At 58.0% G+C, this 15907-nt stretch carries 18 protein-coding genes; 11 read left to right on the top strand and 7 right to left on the bottom strand.

The window, feature by feature from the left end; all coding sequences use genetic code 11:
* The first annotated feature begins 85 nt into the window (after positions 1 to 85).
* The 4 genes from ctaD (at position 86) to ACRZ96_RS04580 (ending at position 4150) form a co-directional block, all read left to right on the top strand.
* Positions 86 to 1744: a cytochrome c oxidase subunit I gene (gene ctaD / locus ACRZ96_RS04565; RefSeq protein WP_170393460.1), complete on the top strand. Its 1659-nt coding sequence runs from the start codon at positions 86 to 88 to the stop codon at positions 1742 to 1744.
* A gap of 162 nt (positions 1745 to 1906) precedes the next feature.
* The gene (locus ACRZ96_RS04570; RefSeq protein ID WP_480814265.1) at positions 1907 to 2935 is read left to right on the top strand and encodes a bestrophin family protein; all 1029 of its coding nucleotides are present in this window, start codon (positions 1907 to 1909) and stop codon (positions 2933 to 2935) included.
* An 83-nt stretch (positions 2936 to 3018) separates the two neighbouring features.
* Complete coding sequence (locus ACRZ96_RS04575) at positions 3019 to 3618, top strand: DsbA family protein (protein ID WP_480704519.1); 600 nt, start codon at positions 3019 to 3021, stop codon at positions 3616 to 3618.
* Between the two features lie 46 nt (positions 3619 to 3664).
* Positions 3665 to 4150: a DUF2244 domain-containing protein gene (locus tag ACRZ96_RS04580; RefSeq protein ID WP_170510555.1), complete on the top strand. Its 486-nt coding sequence runs from the start codon at positions 3665 to 3667 to the stop codon at positions 4148 to 4150.
* Here ACRZ96_RS04580 and ACRZ96_RS04585 read toward each other — a convergent pair whose 3' ends face one another.
* Positions 4151 to 4633, bottom strand: a complete 483-nt coding sequence (locus ACRZ96_RS04585) for a GatB/YqeY domain-containing protein (RefSeq protein WP_170393469.1) — start codon at positions 4631 to 4633, stop codon at positions 4151 to 4153.
* Positions 4634 to 4815: 182 nt separating this feature from the next.
* Between ACRZ96_RS04585 and carA the strand changes: the two genes are divergently transcribed.
* Both carA and ACRZ96_RS04595 read left to right on the top strand, forming a co-directional pair.
* On the top strand, positions 4816 to 5982 hold the full coding sequence (carA, locus tag ACRZ96_RS04590; RefSeq protein WP_170510981.1) for a glutamine-hydrolyzing carbamoyl-phosphate synthase small subunit: 1167 nt from the start codon (positions 4816 to 4818) through the stop codon (positions 5980 to 5982).
* Between the two features lie 62 nt (positions 5983 to 6044).
* Positions 6045 to 7973 carry a glycosyltransferase family 2 protein gene (locus ACRZ96_RS04595; RefSeq protein WP_480704516.1) on the top strand — a complete coding sequence of 643 codons (1929 nt, stop codon included), beginning with the start codon at positions 6045 to 6047 and terminating at the stop codon, positions 7971 to 7973.
* Here ACRZ96_RS04595 and ACRZ96_RS04600 read toward each other — a convergent pair.
* Positions 7930 to 8577 (bottom strand): GntR family transcriptional regulator, encoded by a 648-nt coding sequence (locus ACRZ96_RS04600; RefSeq protein WP_170662202.1) that lies wholly within the window; start codon positions 8575 to 8577, stop codon positions 7930 to 7932. The two genes, ACRZ96_RS04595 and ACRZ96_RS04600, sit on opposite strands and share 44 nt — an antisense overlap.
* Positions 8578 to 8677: 100 nt before the next feature.
* Here ACRZ96_RS04600 and ACRZ96_RS04605 point away from each other — a divergent pair, with 100 nt between their 5' ends.
* From ACRZ96_RS04605 to ACRZ96_RS04615, 3 genes are all read left to right on the top strand, one after another.
* Positions 8678 to 9322, top strand: coding sequence for a pyrimidine 5'-nucleotidase (locus ACRZ96_RS04605; protein WP_170635565.1), 645 nt, complete (start codon positions 8678 to 8680; stop codon positions 9320 to 9322).
* 87 nt (positions 9323 to 9409) lie between these two features.
* The gene (locus ACRZ96_RS04610) at positions 9410 to 9658 is read left to right on the top strand and encodes a hypothetical protein (protein WP_480704514.1); all 249 of its coding nucleotides are present in this window, start codon (positions 9410 to 9412) and stop codon (positions 9656 to 9658) included.
* A gap of 72 nt (positions 9659 to 9730) precedes the next feature.
* A complete protein-coding gene (locus tag ACRZ96_RS04615) occupies positions 9731 to 10927 on the top strand; it encodes a UbiH/UbiF family hydroxylase (RefSeq protein WP_480704512.1) in 1197 nt (398 codons plus the stop codon).
* 31 nt (positions 10928 to 10958) lie between these two features.
* Here ACRZ96_RS04615 and ACRZ96_RS04620 read toward each other — a convergent pair whose 3' ends face one another.
* The gene (locus ACRZ96_RS04620; RefSeq protein ID WP_480704510.1) at positions 10959 to 12086 is read right to left on the bottom strand and encodes an aminotransferase class V-fold PLP-dependent enzyme; all 1128 of its coding nucleotides are present in this window, start codon (positions 12084 to 12086) and stop codon (positions 10959 to 10961) included.
* Between the two features lie 232 nt (positions 12087 to 12318).
* Between ACRZ96_RS04620 and ACRZ96_RS04625 the strand changes: the two genes are divergently transcribed.
* The gene (locus ACRZ96_RS04625; RefSeq protein WP_170393483.1) at positions 12319 to 13020 is read left to right on the top strand and encodes a GntR family transcriptional regulator; all 702 of its coding nucleotides are present in this window, start codon (positions 12319 to 12321) and stop codon (positions 13018 to 13020) included.
* On the opposite strand, the gene ACRZ96_RS04630 is transcribed toward ACRZ96_RS04625, so the two are convergent.
* Together ACRZ96_RS04630 and ACRZ96_RS04635 are read right to left on the bottom strand one after the other, a co-directional pair.
* The gene (locus ACRZ96_RS04630) at positions 13017 to 13475 is read right to left on the bottom strand and encodes an Lrp/AsnC family transcriptional regulator (protein ID WP_170393485.1); all 459 of its coding nucleotides are present in this window, start codon (positions 13473 to 13475) and stop codon (positions 13017 to 13019) included. The genes ACRZ96_RS04625 and ACRZ96_RS04630 overlap by 4 nt on opposite strands.
* Positions 13472 to 13927: an Lrp/AsnC family transcriptional regulator gene (locus tag ACRZ96_RS04635; protein ID WP_480771355.1), complete on the bottom strand. Its 456-nt coding sequence runs from the start codon at positions 13925 to 13927 to the stop codon at positions 13472 to 13474. Before ACRZ96_RS04635 ends, ACRZ96_RS04630 begins: the two co-directional genes overlap by 4 nt.
* 131 nt (positions 13928 to 14058) lie before the next feature.
* Here ACRZ96_RS04635 and ilvC point away from each other — a divergent pair, with 131 nt between their 5' ends.
* Positions 14059 to 15081, top strand: a complete 1023-nt coding sequence (ilvC, locus tag ACRZ96_RS04640) for a ketol-acid reductoisomerase (RefSeq protein WP_170393489.1) — start codon at positions 14059 to 14061, stop codon at positions 15079 to 15081.
* Between the two features lie 45 nt (positions 15082 to 15126).
* On the opposite strand, the gene ACRZ96_RS04645 is transcribed toward ilvC, so the two are convergent.
* Together ACRZ96_RS04645 and ACRZ96_RS04650 are read right to left on the bottom strand one after the other, a co-directional pair.
* Positions 15127 to 15582: an SRPBCC family protein gene (locus ACRZ96_RS04645; RefSeq protein WP_480569191.1), complete on the bottom strand. Its 456-nt coding sequence runs from the start codon at positions 15580 to 15582 to the stop codon at positions 15127 to 15129.
* The gene (locus tag ACRZ96_RS04650; RefSeq protein WP_170510577.1) at positions 15579 to 15887 is read right to left on the bottom strand and encodes a metalloregulator ArsR/SmtB family transcription factor; all 309 of its coding nucleotides are present in this window, start codon (positions 15885 to 15887) and stop codon (positions 15579 to 15581) included. The genes ACRZ96_RS04645 and ACRZ96_RS04650 overlap by 4 nt, the downstream gene beginning before the upstream one ends.
* Between the last annotated feature and the right edge of the window lie 20 nt (positions 15888 to 15907).

Here is a 15907-nt window from a genome sequence, read left to right on the forward strand (position 1 = left end):
CGCCCCTTCGCAATCTAAAACCAGCAGGAATCCCGCGCGTTGGAGAGGTCCGACTGCGCGGTACAGTTGCAACAGGAGGCACCTAATGGCAGACGCAGCCATTCATGGTCACGAGCATGAAGATCAGCGCGGCTTTTTCACCCGCTGGTTCATGTCGACCAACCACAAGGACATCGGGATTCTCTACCTGGTCTTTTCGGCCCTTGCCGGTCTGATCTCGGTTCTGATGACTGTCTATATGCGGCTCGAACTGATGCACCCCGGTGTTCAGTATATGTGCCTCGAAGGGTTCATGGCCGATCCATGCACCCCCAACGGTCACCTCTGGAACGTGATGATCACCTATCACGGTGTTCTGATGATGTTCTTCGTTGTCATCCCCGCCCTGTTCGGCGGATTTGGCAACTATTTCATGCCGTTGCAGATCGGTGCGCCGGATATGGCGTTCCCGCGGATGAACAACCTGTCCTTCTGGCTGTATGTCGCTGGCACCTCGCTGGGCGTCGCCTCGCTGCTCAGCCCCGGTGGTAATGACCAGCTTGGTTCAGGTGTAGGCTGGGTTTTGTATCCACCGCTGTCGACGACCGAAGGCGGCATGTCCATGGACCTTGCGATCTTCGCCGTGCACGTATCGGGCGCCTCCTCGATCCTCGGCGCGATCAACATGATCACCACCTTCCTGAACATGCGTGCCCCGGGCATGACACTGTTCAAGGTGCCTCTGTTCAGCTGGTCGATCTTCGTTACTTCGTGGCTGATTCTGCTGTCGCTTCCGGTTCTGGCAGGCGCGATCACCATGCTGCTGATGGACCGCAACTTTGGCTTCACCTTCTTTGATCCGGCTGGTGGCGGTGATCCGATCCTGTATCAGCACATCCTTTGGTTCTTTGGCCACCCGGAAGTGTACATTGTGATCCTGCCCGGCTTTGGCATCATCAGCCACGTGATCGCGACCTTCGCGCGTAAACCAATCTTCGGCTACCTGCCGATGGTCTGGGCTATCATCGCGATCGGTGTGCTGGGCTTCGTCGTATGGGCGCACCACATGTACACCGTTGGCATGTCGCTGCGCCAGCAGGCCTACTTCATGCTGGCCACGATGGTCATCGCGGTTCCGACCGGCGTTAAGGTCTTCTCGTGGATTGCAACCATGTGGGGTGGTTCCATCGAGTTCAAAACCCCTATGCTGTTCGCCTTCGGCTTCCTGTTCCTGTTCACCGTTGGTGGTGTGACCGGCGTTGTGCTGTCGCAGGCCGGCGTGGACCGTGCCTATCACGACACCTACTACGTCGTTGCGCACTTCCACTACGTGATGAGCTTGGGTGCCGTCTTTGCGATCTTCGCTGGCGTGTACTTCTACTTCTCGAAGATGACGGGCCGTCAGTATTCCGAGTTCTGGGGCAAGGTTCACTTCTGGCTGTTCTTCATCGGCGCCAACCTGACCTTCTTCCCGCAGCACTTCCTGGGCCGTCAGGGCATGCCACGCCGCTATATCGACTACCCTGAAGCGTTTGCTCAGTGGAACTTCGTTTCGTCGATTGGTGCGTTCATCTCGTTCGCCTCGTTCCTGCTGTTCTTCGGCATCGTGATCTACGCCCTGCTGCGTGGTGCGAAAGAGACACGCCCGAACCCGTGGAACGAATACGCGGATACGTTGGAATGGACCCTGCCCACGCCGCCACCTGAACACACGTTCGAGCAGCTGCCCAAGCAGGAAGACTGGGACAAGGGCCACGCGCACTGATCCCGCCATCCAAACCAAATTCAGCGAAGCCCCGCCCCGTGCGGGGCTTTGTGTTTTTTATGCCCCCAGTCCGCAACTTGCTGCACCCAACACGTAGACGCACCAAAGATCAGGCCGCTAGTATTTGCGAAAACAGCATAATCTAAGACGGGTGCGCGCCACATGATTCTCCATCACGGCATCACACTTCGGCAACTGGTCAAAGGCTCTGCCGGGTTCATTTGCATCGTCATGGCCTGGATACTCCTGCTTGAACTAGTGGATGAAGTTACTCCGCTTGAGTTGATCTCGAACTCCAGCCCACCGGTCACGATGCTGGGTTTGGCAGTGGCATTTTTTCTGGGTTTCAAGAACACCTCGGCCTATGGCCGCTGGGTCGAGGCCCGCAAGATTTGGGGGGACATCGTCAACGCCAGTCGCGATTGGGGCAATACGATCAGCAATCTGGTTCAGGCTGACGGCACGCCGCTTGCGCCCGAGATACGGCGTGAATTGCTGGAACGTCATATCGCTTGGCAAAACATGCTGGCCTTTCAACTGCGCCAGCCCGCAACGCATGGACGCGCCCGCCGCCCGTGGATGTTCGGACACAAACCGGTCGTGGACAAAATCGCGCTGCATCAGGAACCCGAATGCTGGCGCGATACCCAACTGACGGCTGATTTGCCTCTGCTCGAAGGGAAATCCAACCGTGCCGCGTACCTGTTGTTTCTTCAGGGTGAGCGGCTTTCATCACTGGCGCAATCCGGCAAGATCGACCCCTATTGGCATGTGGCGCTGATGAACCGGCTAGCACGGTTTGCAGACGCGCAAGGCCAAAGCGAACGTATCAAGAATACCCCCTTCCCACGGCAGGTCGCCGAGGTCGGACGCATCTTCAGCTATATTTTTATCTTCATGTTACCGCTGGCGTTGAATGACCAACGCTCGATCACCGCTGGCATGGGCTACTCGGTAACAAAATCCGTTCTGCTTGACTGGGCAGTCTTTGCTCCGATCGGAGCGTTGGTTTGCTGGATTTTCTTCGTGACTGAACGGGTCAGCGCCTCGATGGAGGACCCGTTCGAAGGCGACGTAACCGATGTTCCGATCTCGTCCATCTGCCGCATGATCGAAATCGACCTGCGCCAGATGACTTCCTGCGGCACTGCCCCTCAGCCGACAGAACCCATCGATAAAGCGTTACTTTGACCATTTAAATTGGGCAAAGATCGAAAAAACCTCCGTTTTGCGGTATTCTGGTTGGCAAAGCCCCTTTTGACAGGAGCCTTGCTATGCCCGAGATCGACTTTTGGTATTCAATCGGCAGCACTTACAGTTTTCTGACCATCACGCGCCTGGATGGCTGGTGCGAAGAAAACGATGCGACGGTAACCTGGCGCCCCTTCAACGTGCGCACGGTGATGTCGGAACAGCAAAATATACCCTTCGCGGGCAAACCGGTGAAGTCGGCCTATATGTGGCGCGATATTGAGCGGCGCGCCGCGAAATATCACATCCACGCCAAACTTCCCGCCCCCTATCCAATTTCTGACCTGGCGCTGGCAAATCAGGTGGCTTTGCTGGGCATGCAGGACGGCTGGGGCGCCGGGTTCACGCAAAATCTTTATCGGATCTGGTTCGAGGACGGGATTGAGGCCGGTAGCGAAAGCGCCATTTCCGAAGCCCTGCTTCGGTGCCAACAAGATCCACGCCTGATGCTTGCCCGTGCCCGCAGCCCGGACGCTGTTGCAGCCTTGGAGGCCGAGACAAACAAGGCCATCAAACTGGGGGTTTTCGGCGCACCCAGCTTTGTTGTCCGCGACGAAGTGTTCTGGGGCGATGACCGGCTGGACGATGCCCTGTCGTGGGTCCGCGTCGGCCACGTTGTCTGACTGATTTTTGCTTCGACCTTGCGCCGGTCTGAGCTAGGTTCTCGCCATGCCTTATCAATGGACAGAAAACTCGGACGCTGAACAGGAACTGCGGCTTTGGCCGCACAACTCCTTGCCACCACGTGGCGCAATGACCGTCATCTTGTCGGTGTTCCTGTTCGGACTGATCCCGCTGCTGGCGATGTTGGGTTCGATCGTCCTGTGGGGTCTGCTGCCGTTCCTGCTGCTGACGGTTCTGGGTCTCTGGTTGGCAATCCAGACAAACTATCGCGCGCGCAGCGTGTTCGAGGTTCTGACCTTAGGCCAGACGCAAGCCCACCTTGTGCACCACCACCCAGACAAGGGCGATCAGGAATGGACCTGCAACCGCTATTGGGCCCGTCCTGAAATGCACACCAGCGGTGGTCCGGTACCCCATTACGTAACGCTGATCGGCGATGGGCGCGAAGTTGAGATCGGCGCGTTCCTGTCCGAGGACGAGCGGATCGCGCTGTTTGATGATCTGAGTCAGAAACTGCGCAAATCGACGTGACTAAGCGCCGTTCGAGTTAGCGCAAAGATGATCTTTGACCATCGGTCCTACTTTGCCGAAATCCATCTGACCGGTATAGCGCGACTTCAACTCGCCCATCACCTTGCCCATATCGCGGATTGAGCCCGCCCCAGTAGACGTGATGGCGGTCTGAATGGCCTTGCTAACCTCGTCGTCGTCCAGCTGTTTGGGCAGGAATTCCTCAATCACCTCAACCTCGCGCAGTTCCCGCTCGGCCAAATCAAGGCGTCCGCCCTCTTCGTAGGCGCGTGCGCTTTCCTTGCGCTGCTTGGTCATTTTACCCAGAATTTCAAGCACTTCGGCATCGCCGCAGCCTTTGGTCTCTTCATTGTCAGAGGCGCGCGAAGCAATATCACGATCCTTGATCGCCGCATTGATCAGGCGCAGTGTCGAAAGACGCTCGGCGGCTTTGTCTTTCATAGCTTGCTTCAGGGCAGAGTTCACCCGTGATCGCATATCCATATGGTCTGTCCATCCCCATGGCAAAGGAACCCTGACCATATCGAAACAAAAAGGTTGGTACAACAGTGGACATTAATTGTAACTCATTGATTTTTAACAATAGCCCAAAATTTGAACAGACTTGACCCTAGCGTATAACCCACTTAGTTATGCGCCCGTTTACCTTGCAGGAGAGTCGCGCCATGGCCCAGAACGCCCCGTCCAAGCCCACCGCATGTCTGGCGTTGGCCGATGGAACCCTGTTTTACGGTGTGGGCTTCGGCGCAACCGGTCAAACCGAGGCCGAGTTGTGTTTCAACACCGCCATGACGGGCTATCAAGAGATCATGACCGATCCTTCTTATGCGGGCCAGATCGTGACCTTCACTTTCCCGCATATCGGCAATGTCGGAGTGAATCCCGAAGATGACGAAACCGGCGACCCGGTGGCAGCCGGGATGGTGGTCAAATGGGACCCGACCGAGCCGTCGAATTGGCGCGCGACAGAAGAGCTAAAAAGCTGGTTAGCCCGCCGTGGTCGCATCGCAATCGGCGGCGTCGATACCCGCCGCCTGACCCGCGCGATCCGCCAGCAAGGCGCACCGCACGTGGCGCTAGCTCATGATCCCGAGGGAAACTTCGATATCGAAGCCCTGATTGCTGCAGCGCGTAGTTTTGCGGGTCTCGAAGGGATGGATCTGGCCAAAGAAGTCACCTGCGCCCAAAGCTATCGCTGGGATGAGATGCGTTGGGCTTGGCCCGATGGCTACCAGCGTCAGGAAGCTCCGATGCACAAGGTGGTCGCGATCGACTATGGTGCCAAGCGCAACATCTTGCGCTGCCTCGCCTCGGCGGGTTGCGACGTAACCGTATTGCCCGCCACCGCAACGGCTGCGGAGGTGCTGGCACACAAGCCGGACGGAGTGTTCCTGTCAAACGGACCCGGCGATCCGGCGGCTACCGGCGAATATGCTGTTCCGATGATAAAGGAAGTGCTGGATACAACAAATCTGCCCGTCTTTGGCATTTGCCTAGGCCATCAGATGCTGGCACTGGCGCTTGGCGGGCAGACGATCAAGATGAACCACGGCCACCATGGTGCCAATCATCCGGTCAAGGATATGGAAACAGGCAAGGTCGAGATCACCTCGATGAACCACGGCTTCGCCGTGGACGCGGAAACACTGCCCGATGGCGTAGTCGAAACGCATCGCTCTCTGTTTGACGGCTCGAACTGCGGCATCCGCATGACGGGTCGCCCGGTTTATTCGGTGCAGCATCATCCAGAAGCGTCACCCGGCCCGCAGGACAGTTTCTACCTGTTCGAACGCTTTGCCGCGGCGATGGCGGATCAAAAAGCACAAGCTTAAAGGCGAATTCAACAGCGTTAACCGTGTGTTAACTCTGACTAAGCAACCCTGCCGGATGTTACATGCGGCAGGGTTTCGTTATGGTCGAATTGAATCTCCAGCGTCAGACACTGGCGCAGCCTGTGCCCGGGCCGCATTCGCGCAAACCGCTCGGCACATGTCTCGTCGAACAAGGCATCATCACACCCGACCAGTTGGCGCGCGCCCTGCGGATGCAAGTATTCCAGAACGCGCCATTGGGGGAAATACTGGTCAGTGAAGGATGGGCCAGCCGTGCGCAGGTTCTCTCGGCGCTGTCTGACCAAACCGGCCTTCAGATCGCCGATCTTGCGCAGGTACCACCTGCCGCAGACCTCTGTTTGCTCGAACCGGTCGAGTTTTGGTTGGAGCACAATGTACTGCCCTGGATGCGTGTGGGGCCAATCCTGCTGATCGCTACAGCCAGGCCAGATACATTCGACGCAGTGGCAGACGCATTGAAGGGCCACGGTTACACGATCATCCCGGTTCTGGCAGGACCCGAGCAGATCGATGCCGCCATCGCCCGTCAATATGCTCAACCGCTGGCACAAGCTGCAGAAACTCGCGTTGAGGCGCGGCAAAGCTGCAGGAATTGGTCGGCCCAGACGCGCCGTGGGCCGATCATTGGATTTATCCTGTTCGCGGCACTCTGTGTTTGTTTCCCGATAGTTGGCCTCGGCCTTCTTTTGGGCTTTGCACTGCTGACCCTAGGACTGTTCTTGTCTCTCAGGCTCTCGGGGCTCATTGCTTATCTATGGCGAGAAAAATCTGAGCCAACAACAAAGACCTCTGAGTCACTTCGCCTACCCCGCGTCTCGATCCTTGTGCCGCTATATAAGGAACGCGAGATTGCCGATGACCTGATCGCCCGGCTGCGCCGCCTGACCTATCCCAAAGCGTTGCTGGATGTCATTTTGGTGCTGGAAGAGCGGGATGACGTAACCAATGAGGCGCTCAGGCAAATAGAACTGCCAACCTGGATGCGCGCCATTGTTGTGCCGGATCGGGGTGACCTGACCACCAAGCCCCGTGCGATGAACTATGCGCTGGATTTCTGCCGTGGAGAGATTTTGGGCGTTTGGGATGCCGAAGACGCGCCGCAATCCGATCAGATTGAAACCGTTGTCCGCCATTTCGCGAACGCCCCAAAGGAGGTGGTGTGCCTTCAAGGTATTCTAGACTACTACAATCCGCGCACCAATTGGCGGTCGCGCTGTTTTAGCATCGAATACAGCGGCTGGTTTCGCGTCGTCCTGAAAGGCATCGCGCGAATTGGTCTGGTCGTTCCGCTGGGCGGCACAACCTTCTTTTTTCGCCGCGACAAGCTGGTCGAACTGGGCGGTTGGGATGCCCATAATGTCACCGAAGATGCCGATCTGGGTGTCCGCCTAAGCCGTGCCGGATATCGGACCGAGATCGTCAGCACCACGACCTATGAAGAGGCGAACTTTCGCGCCTGGCCATGGGTCAAGCAGCGTTCGCGTTGGCTGAAGGGGTTCATGGTAACCTATCTGGTGCATATGCGCGCACCACGCCAATTGCTGCGCGATCTGGGGTTGCTGCGCTTTTTGGGCTTACAGGCCTTTTTTCTGGGAACACTGGGCCAATTCCTTCTGGCCCCGCTTTTGTGGGCGTTCTGGCCCATCTTTTTCGGGCTGCCCCACCTGTATCAACCAATCCTGACACCCGGTTTATTGACTGCCTGCGTGGTTCTGTTTCTCGTCGCCGAAGCCGCCAACCTATTGGTGGGTATCTGCGGTGTCATCGCAGGCAAACGCAGGTTCCTGCTACCCTGGGTGCCGACCATGGTGCTTTACTATCCGCTGGGCGTGTTGGCGGCCTACAAAGGCCTGTGGGAACTGGCGGTCAATCCGTTCTTCTGGGACAAGACCCAACACGGCCATGCGGTCGAGGAACGTGAGGCCGCTATTTCTCGCGCCGGATCGCATCCTGTTTCAGCCGCGTCATGAAAGCGACCGAAATGTGATCCTGCAACGCCTTGGCCGCCGCGTCCTCGTCTCGCGCCGCAATCGCGTCCACGATGCCTTTGTGCTCGCTCTGCGCAATCTCGCCACGCCCTTCTGCGGCCAGCGATGTGGTCGCCATCAAGGCCATGGTCCGATGCACCAGATCAAGCTGCTGCACCAGATAGCGGTTATGCGAAGCCAGGTGAATCTGTTCGTGAAATCTCCGGTTGGCCCGCGACAGCGCAACAGGATCTCCGATCAACTCATTGTCGGCCACCACCATTTCCTGAAGGACCCGAATTTCCTCTTCGGTTGCGTGTTTTGCGGCCAGACGTGCGGCCAGCCCTTCCAATTCACGCCGGACAACATAAAGCTCGGCCATCTGGTTGTGGTCCAATGAGGCCACGATCAACGACCGCCCGTCCCGTTCCAGCAACGACTGCGTTTCCAGCCGCTGCAGCGCCTCGCGGATCGGAGTGCGCGAAACGCCAAACCGCTCGGCCAGTTCGCTTTCCACCAGCCGATCACCAGGCTTGTAGACACCGACGTCTATCGCTTCGAGAATAAGGCTATAGGCGTCCGTATTGGACTGTTTGGATTGGGGCATCGGCTGAATTGTCTCCTCGTTCGGACCTGTCTAGCCGCCACACGCCCCCCCGATCAAGTGCGGCATTGAAAACCGCAGCCCATCGCCCTAAACCCAAAGCATGGTCAAACCTGCCTTTTCCCATGTCACCCAATGGGTGTTCGATCTAGACAACACGCTTTACCCGCCGCATATGCGCCTGTTCGATCAGATCGAAGTGCTGATGACGGATTACGTCGTGCAAGCTATCGGCGTCGACCGCCCCGAGGCCGACCGGTTGCGTTCACATTACTGGCGCGAATACGGCACGACACTCGCGGGCCTGATGGCAGAGCACGATCTGGACCCCGATCCCTATCTGTACGCCGTGCATCAGGTGGACATGAGCCATATGGAACCCGATGTTGCGCTGGCGGAACATATCCGCGCTTTGCCCGGGCGACGCATTGTCTATACCAATGGATCTGCACCTTATGCCGAGCGCGTTCTGGCGGCACGCGGTCTGAATGGGCTGTTCGACGCGATCTATGGCGTAGAACACGCAGGCTATCGCCCCAAGCCGCAAAAAGCCGCGTTCGAGGCGATCTTTGCGCAGGATGGAATCGATACCGCGAAAGCCGCCATGTTCGAAGATGATCCACGCAATCTGGCCGCCCCGCACGAGATGGGGATGCGTACCGTGCACGTCGCGCCTGACCCGCACGAGGCTGACCATATTCACCATCACACCGATGATCTGACCGGGTTTCTGGGTCGCCTGCGATAGGCTGTCACACTGCGACGATCTGTTCGTTTCGCAGTTGCAGAATTGACCCCATATGCAGCTCAGCGACGAACAGAATCGGAGACCCCAATGACCGCGCTTGAGATGCCTCAGCGCCTGCCTCTTTGGCAGCGCCTTTTGTTTGCAATTCCCGTGTTTGGCTGGATGGCCCGGGACGCGGCCAATGCCGACGCTGAAGACCTTTATTATACAGCCGCGGCGCTGGTCAGCATGTGGGGCTGTTCCATCCTTCTGTTCGGCCTGCCGGGTCTTTACATTCCCGCCCTGATGCTGGTGCCGACGATGTTCCTTGTCCTGATTTTGATCTCTCGGGGATAAAGCACGAGACAGGATGTCACTTGGCGCCCACCGCGCAACAGCACTAGTGTCTGCGGCAACGGAGACATACTCATGACTGACAGCTGTGACATCCTGATTTCCGGCGGCGGAATCGCCGGATTGACCGCCGCCGCCGCCTTTGGCGCTGCCGGGTTCGACGTAGTCTGCGTCGATCCCACCCCTCCGATCACCGAGCGGGACGTGGACGGATCGGATCTGCGTACCACCGCTTTTTTGCAGCCTGCCCATGGTCTGTTGGAACAATGCGGGCTTTGGGCCAAGCTGGATGCCCACGCCGCGCCCCTGCAGATCATGCGCATCGTGGATGCGGGTGGTGATGTGCCCGAACCGCGCGTCGTGCGTGATTTCAACGCCGCCGATATCTCGGACCAGCCATTCGGATGGAACCTGCCCAACTGGTTGCTGCGCCGCGAGATGGTAGCGCGACTAGCCGAACTGCCGAATGTCGATTTCCGCCCCGGCACCGGTACGGTCAGCCTGTTCACCCGCACCAATGAGGCACGGGTCGGCCTGAGCGACGGCACCCGCATCCGCTGCAAACTGGTAATCGCCGCCGACGGGCGCAGTTCACCAATGCGCGAAGCTGCCGGGATCAATGTTCATACCACGCGCTACGGCCAAAAGGCCCTCGCCTTCGCCGTCACACATCCTATCCCGCACGACAATGTCTCGACCGAGATTCACCGCTCGGGCGGGCCGTTCACTTTGGTGCCCCTGCCCGACTGGCAAGGCCAGCCGTCCTCGGCCATTGTCTGGATGGAACGTGGGCCACGTGCCGTTGAACTGCTAAACCTTGAATCCGACGCGTTCGAAGCCGCGATGACCGAACGCTCTTGCGGGCTGTTCGGACCGCTGAAATTGGCCTCACGCCGGACGATCTGGCCGATCATCAGCCAGTCGGCGGAACGGTTGTCGTGCGAACGCATCGCGCTGATGGCCGAGGCCGCGCATGTTGTGCCACCTATTGGTGCGCAGGGGCTGAACATGTCGTTGGGCGATCTGCGCTGCTTGCTGGAATTGACGCAAGCCCGGCCCGAGGGCTTAGGCGATGCGCAGATGTTGGATTCCTATCACAAGGCCCGCCATACCGAGATTGAACTGCGCGTCAAGGGCATCGACCTGCTGAACCGCGCCTCGATGATCGAAGCGCGTCCGCTGCGCGACGCACGAGCGATGGGGCTGAATGCGCTCTATTCCCTACCACCCGTGCGCAAGACGCTCATGCAAATGGGCCTCGGCGTCCGCTGAACCGCAGGGCGGGCTTCTGCCCGCCACGCTATTACAGCACCTGATCCAGAACCCTTTTCAGGCGCGCAATCGTGTCGTCAACATCATACAGCTTGTCCAAGCCAAACAGGCCAAGACGGAAGGTGCTGAACCCTTCGGGTTCGTCACATTGCAGCGGCACGCCCGCTGCGATCTGCATGCCCAGGGCCGCGAACTTCTTGCCGTTCTGCACTTCGGGGTCTGCTGTATAGCTGACCACCACACCCGGCGCGCCGAAACCTTCGGCAGCAACCGACATGACGCCCTTGTCCCTAAGATAGGCCCGGACACCATCACCCAGCGCCCATTGCGCCGCGCGCAGCTGTTCGAAGCCGTACGCGCGCGTCTCGGCCATTGTGTCGCGGAAGGAAAGCAGAGAATCCGTTGGCATGGTGGCGTGATAGGCATGACCGCCATTCTCGTAGACCTGCATGATCTGGCGCCACTTCTTCAAATCTATCGCGAAGCTATCGGATGAGGTCTCGGCCAGTCGTGCCTCGGCGCGTTCGGATAGCATGACAAGACCGGCGCATGGCGTTGCGCTCCACCCCTTCTGCGGAGCCGAGATCAGCACATCCACTCCGGTGGCCTTCATATCGACCCAGGCACAGCCCGAGGCGATGCAGTCCAGCACCATCAACGCCCCCACCTCATGCGCAGCAGCGGCCATCGCTGTCACATAATCATCAGGCAGAATCACTCCGGCCGAGGTCTCAACATGCGGCGCGAAGACAATACCCGGTCGTTTCTCATGGATTGTCGCCACAACTTCATCAATCGGGGCCGGAGCAAAAGGTGACGGGCTGGAATTGCCGGTTTCGCGCGCTTTGAGAACGGTGGTCGACGATGTCAGATCACCTGACTCGATGATCTGACTCCACCGATATGAAAACCACCCATTGCGTACGACAAGCACATCAGCATCCCGCGCAAACTGTCGCGCGACGGCTTCCATCCCATAGGTGCCTCCGCCGGGAATGACCGCAACGCCTTCAGCATTGTAAACTTCACGCAGCATTGCCGAAATATCGCGCATGACTTGCTGAAAACTTGCAGACATATGGTTCAGAGAACGGTCGGTAAAAACCACCGAGAACTCCTCCAGCCCGCCCGGGTCAACAGTATTCAGTAGTGCCGGCATGACGCATCCTTTCTATTGGGTCCTTTTTGTTCTGCCTTGTCTTGCGCGCTCGGTAAAGCGTCAAACGCGGCCTGAAGTTGACCCAAAGTAACCCACAGCCAAAAATTTCATTTTGAGTTTTTACATGCCACAATTAGCAGAAATGACGCCAACCAGAGTCAGGTCCCCTTTACACCCTAGCGTGTTTCTGAACAGATACACACACTTTGAACAAGAACGGATAATTTTACTCGTGACTGCGCAAAAGCGGATTAGTTTTCAAGTCGTTCGAGACGAGGTAAAGCGGCGGATTGAATCCCGCATATGGCCTCAGGGCTCGCTTTTACCCACCGAAACCCAATTAGCGGAAGAGTTCAATTGTGCCCGCGCCACGGTGAACCGGGCGCTGAGGGAGCTCGCCGAACAGGGCTTTGTCGAGCGCAAGCGCAAAAGCGGAACGCGGGTCAAGAAAGAACCACGCAAACAAGCCAAGCTTGAAATTTCACTTGCGAGACAAGCGGTTGAGAACCAAAACTCAGCCTATCGCTATGCTCTGGTGGAACGGAACGTGGTCTACAGCCCCGGCTGGTTGACCTCGCAACTGAATGTCGAACCGGACGCGCGCGTTCTGCACGTGATCTGCATGCACTATGCAGACAACCGCCCCTTCCAGCTTGAAGAACGCTGGATCAATATCGAAGCCGTACCCGAGGTCGAGCAAGCCGACCTCAACAAAAGTGGCCCACACGAATGGTTGTTGAATGCTGCCCCGTTCACCGAAGCTGAAATCGCCTTTTGCGCGATCTCGGCGGACAATCGTCTAGCTGATTTCATGGGCACAACCACTGGCACTTCGATGATTCAGCTGGAACGGACCACGTGGAAGGACGGGCAACCGATGACTTTCGCCCGCATGACCCATCATCCGGGGTTCCGCATCCGCACTAAATACTAACCGATCGGCCCGGGCAGGCGTTCCTCGCTCAGCAGTACATTGGCTTCGACCTCTCCGGCCCCTGGTAAGGTCATCACCCTCCGGCGCAGAACCCGTTCGAAGTCTGCCAGATCCCGCGCCACGACGCGCAAGCGATAATCATAAAGACCCAGCACATGCTCAACCGTCTGCACCTCGGGAATGGCGCTGACGGCACGTTCAAAATCTTCAAGGCTGACCTGCCCTTTTCGCGCAAGTTTCACGCCGAGAAAGACGGTCACTCCAAAACCCAGGGCCTCGGCATTCAGACGCAGCCGCCGCCCCTTGATCACGCCTGCTTCTTCCAGTCGACGAATACGCCGCCAGGTCGCAGGCTGCGATAAGCCAAAGCGGCGCCCCAGAGCCCCCGCGCTTTGGGTCGCGTCCTGCACCAGCGCGCGCAGAATTCTGCGGTCGATCTCATCCAGTTCGATCATACCGGCAACACCTCATCCCGTTTGACTCGGGCGATATGCATAAGGGCTTCGATATCGGCGATATGCGGTAGGGTCAGAATGCGATCGCGATAGACCTGTTGATAATGCGCCATATCTCGCGCCAACACCGATAGGCGCACATCCACCCGACCAAGGAAGGTCTGGATCTCGATCACCTCGGCCACGTTCCGCGCCGCCGCCGTGAATTCGTCGAACGCCCGTGCCTGCGTCTTGTCCAGCGTTATTCGCAAAGAGACCTCGACCGCATAGCCCAAGGCGGCCCAGTCGATAACGGCTTCCTGCCCCTCGATCACTCCTGCCGCCTGCATTTTTTCGATCCGGCGCCAGCAGACGCCCGAATTGATGCGGCATCGCTCAGCCAATTCTGCCGTTGTCAGGCTTGGCTCGGCCTGGAAGTGGCGCAGAATACGTCGATCAACATCATCAAGCATGATTTTTTCACATTTCCTTCAATAGAAGAATTATTCTTCATCTATTTGTCAAATACTCAATCCAAACCCTATCGCCAATAGCAATCACGCAAGATAGAAGCACATCAATCGAAACTGAAAGGACCGGCGAAATGCGCGTCTATTACGATCGCGATTGCGACATCAACCTGATCAAAGACAAAAAAGTGGCGATTCTGGGCTACGGCTCGCAAGGCCACGCCCACGCGCTGAACCTGCGCGACTCGGGCGCCAAGAACCTGGTCATCGCCCTGCGCGAGGGCTCCCCCTCGGCCAAGAAAGCCGAAGCGGAAGGCCTGCAGGTGATGGGCATCGCCGAAGCCGCAGCCTGGTGCGACGTTATTATGTTCACCATGCCTGACGAACTGCAGGCTGAGACGTACAAGAAATACGTCCACGACAACATCAAGCCAGGTGCGGCCATCGCGTTCGCCCATGGACTGAACGTCCATTTTGGCCTGATCGAGCCGAAAGAAGGCGTTGACGTGATCATGATGGCCCCCAAAGGCCCCGGTCACACCGTGCGCGGCGAATACACCAAAGGCGGCGGCGTTCCTTGCCTCGTCGCGGTCGACAACGACGCGACCGGCAAAGCGCTGGAAATCGGCCTGTCCTACTGCTCGGCCATCGGTGGTGGCCGTTCGGGCATCATCGAAACCAACTTCCGCGAGGAATGCGAAACCGACCTGTTCGGTGAGCAGGCCGTACTGTGCGGCGGTCTGGTTGAACTGATCCGCTGCGGCTTTGAAACGCTGGTCGAAGCGGGCTACGCGCCCGAGATGGCATATTTCGAGTGTCTGCACGAAGTGAAGCTGATCGTCGACCTGATCTATGAAGGTGGCATCGCCAACATGGATTACTCGATCTCGAACACGGCTGAATATGGCCAGTACGTCACCGGCCCGCGTATTTTGAAATACGACGAGACCAAAGCGCGTATGAAAGAGGTTCTGAACGACATCCAGCAGGGTAAATTCGTCCGTGACTTCATGCTGGAGAACGCTGTAGGCCAACCGACCATCAAAGCGTCGCGCCGTGCGAACGATGAGCACATGATCGAGGAAACCGGTGCAAAACTGCGCGCCATGATGCCCTGGATCTCGGCTGGTAAAATGGTCGACAAAGAAAAGAACTAAGTCTGACAAATGTCAGCGAAAGGGCGGCCCCGGTGGCCGCCCTTTTCATTTGGTGACAGCATTTGCGTAGCATTCGCCCAGAACATAATCCCAGCCACTGTCGTAACCGGTGCGTTTGTCCGACGCCTCAGATGCCCAGACTTCCCAGCCCGAATGGGTCAGAGTGACCGTGGTATGCCCGGCTCCGTGGGCTGCGAACCGGACCTCAACCCGCGTGGGGCGGTCAGTGTTGGTGCCGGGGTGCCAGCTGAAGGCCAGGCGAGCCCCCTGTTCGAAGATCAACACCTTGCCCCAATCAGCGCGGGTGCCATCGAACATGGTTTCATAAACCGCACCGCCGACATGAGGTTCGATCACAACTGCCAGCGCAGGCTTGCCTTGCGCCGCTGAGACAGCGTGCCCATCCAATGGCCACCATTTGGCAATGCGATTTACAAAAACATCAAAGGCGTGCTCGGGCGCTGCGTTTACAACGATGGTCTTGATGATTGGTTCGATCATGCATCTCGTCCTTCGTTTACCTCGGCGGCGAAACTCTCCAACACGTCCGACCAGTATTGCTCGAGCCAGGCGCGCAGGTCGGCCAGCCCCTCGGGTCGGGCGGCATAGATGCGGCGCGTTCCCTCGGCCCGGCAAACGACAAGCCCGGCTTCGGACAAGACCTTCAAATGTTGCGAGACCGCCGGGCGGCTTACGGGCAAATCCGCAGCCAGATCACCAACCGCCCTGGGGCGCTTGGCCACCGCCTCAAAAACCTGACGACGGGTCGAATCCCCTAAAGCCGAAAGTACTTCTTCGTAAGCCATAACTTACGGTAAGTTGCAAC

Source organism: Ruegeria sp. CF1 (genome assembly GCF_056537445.1).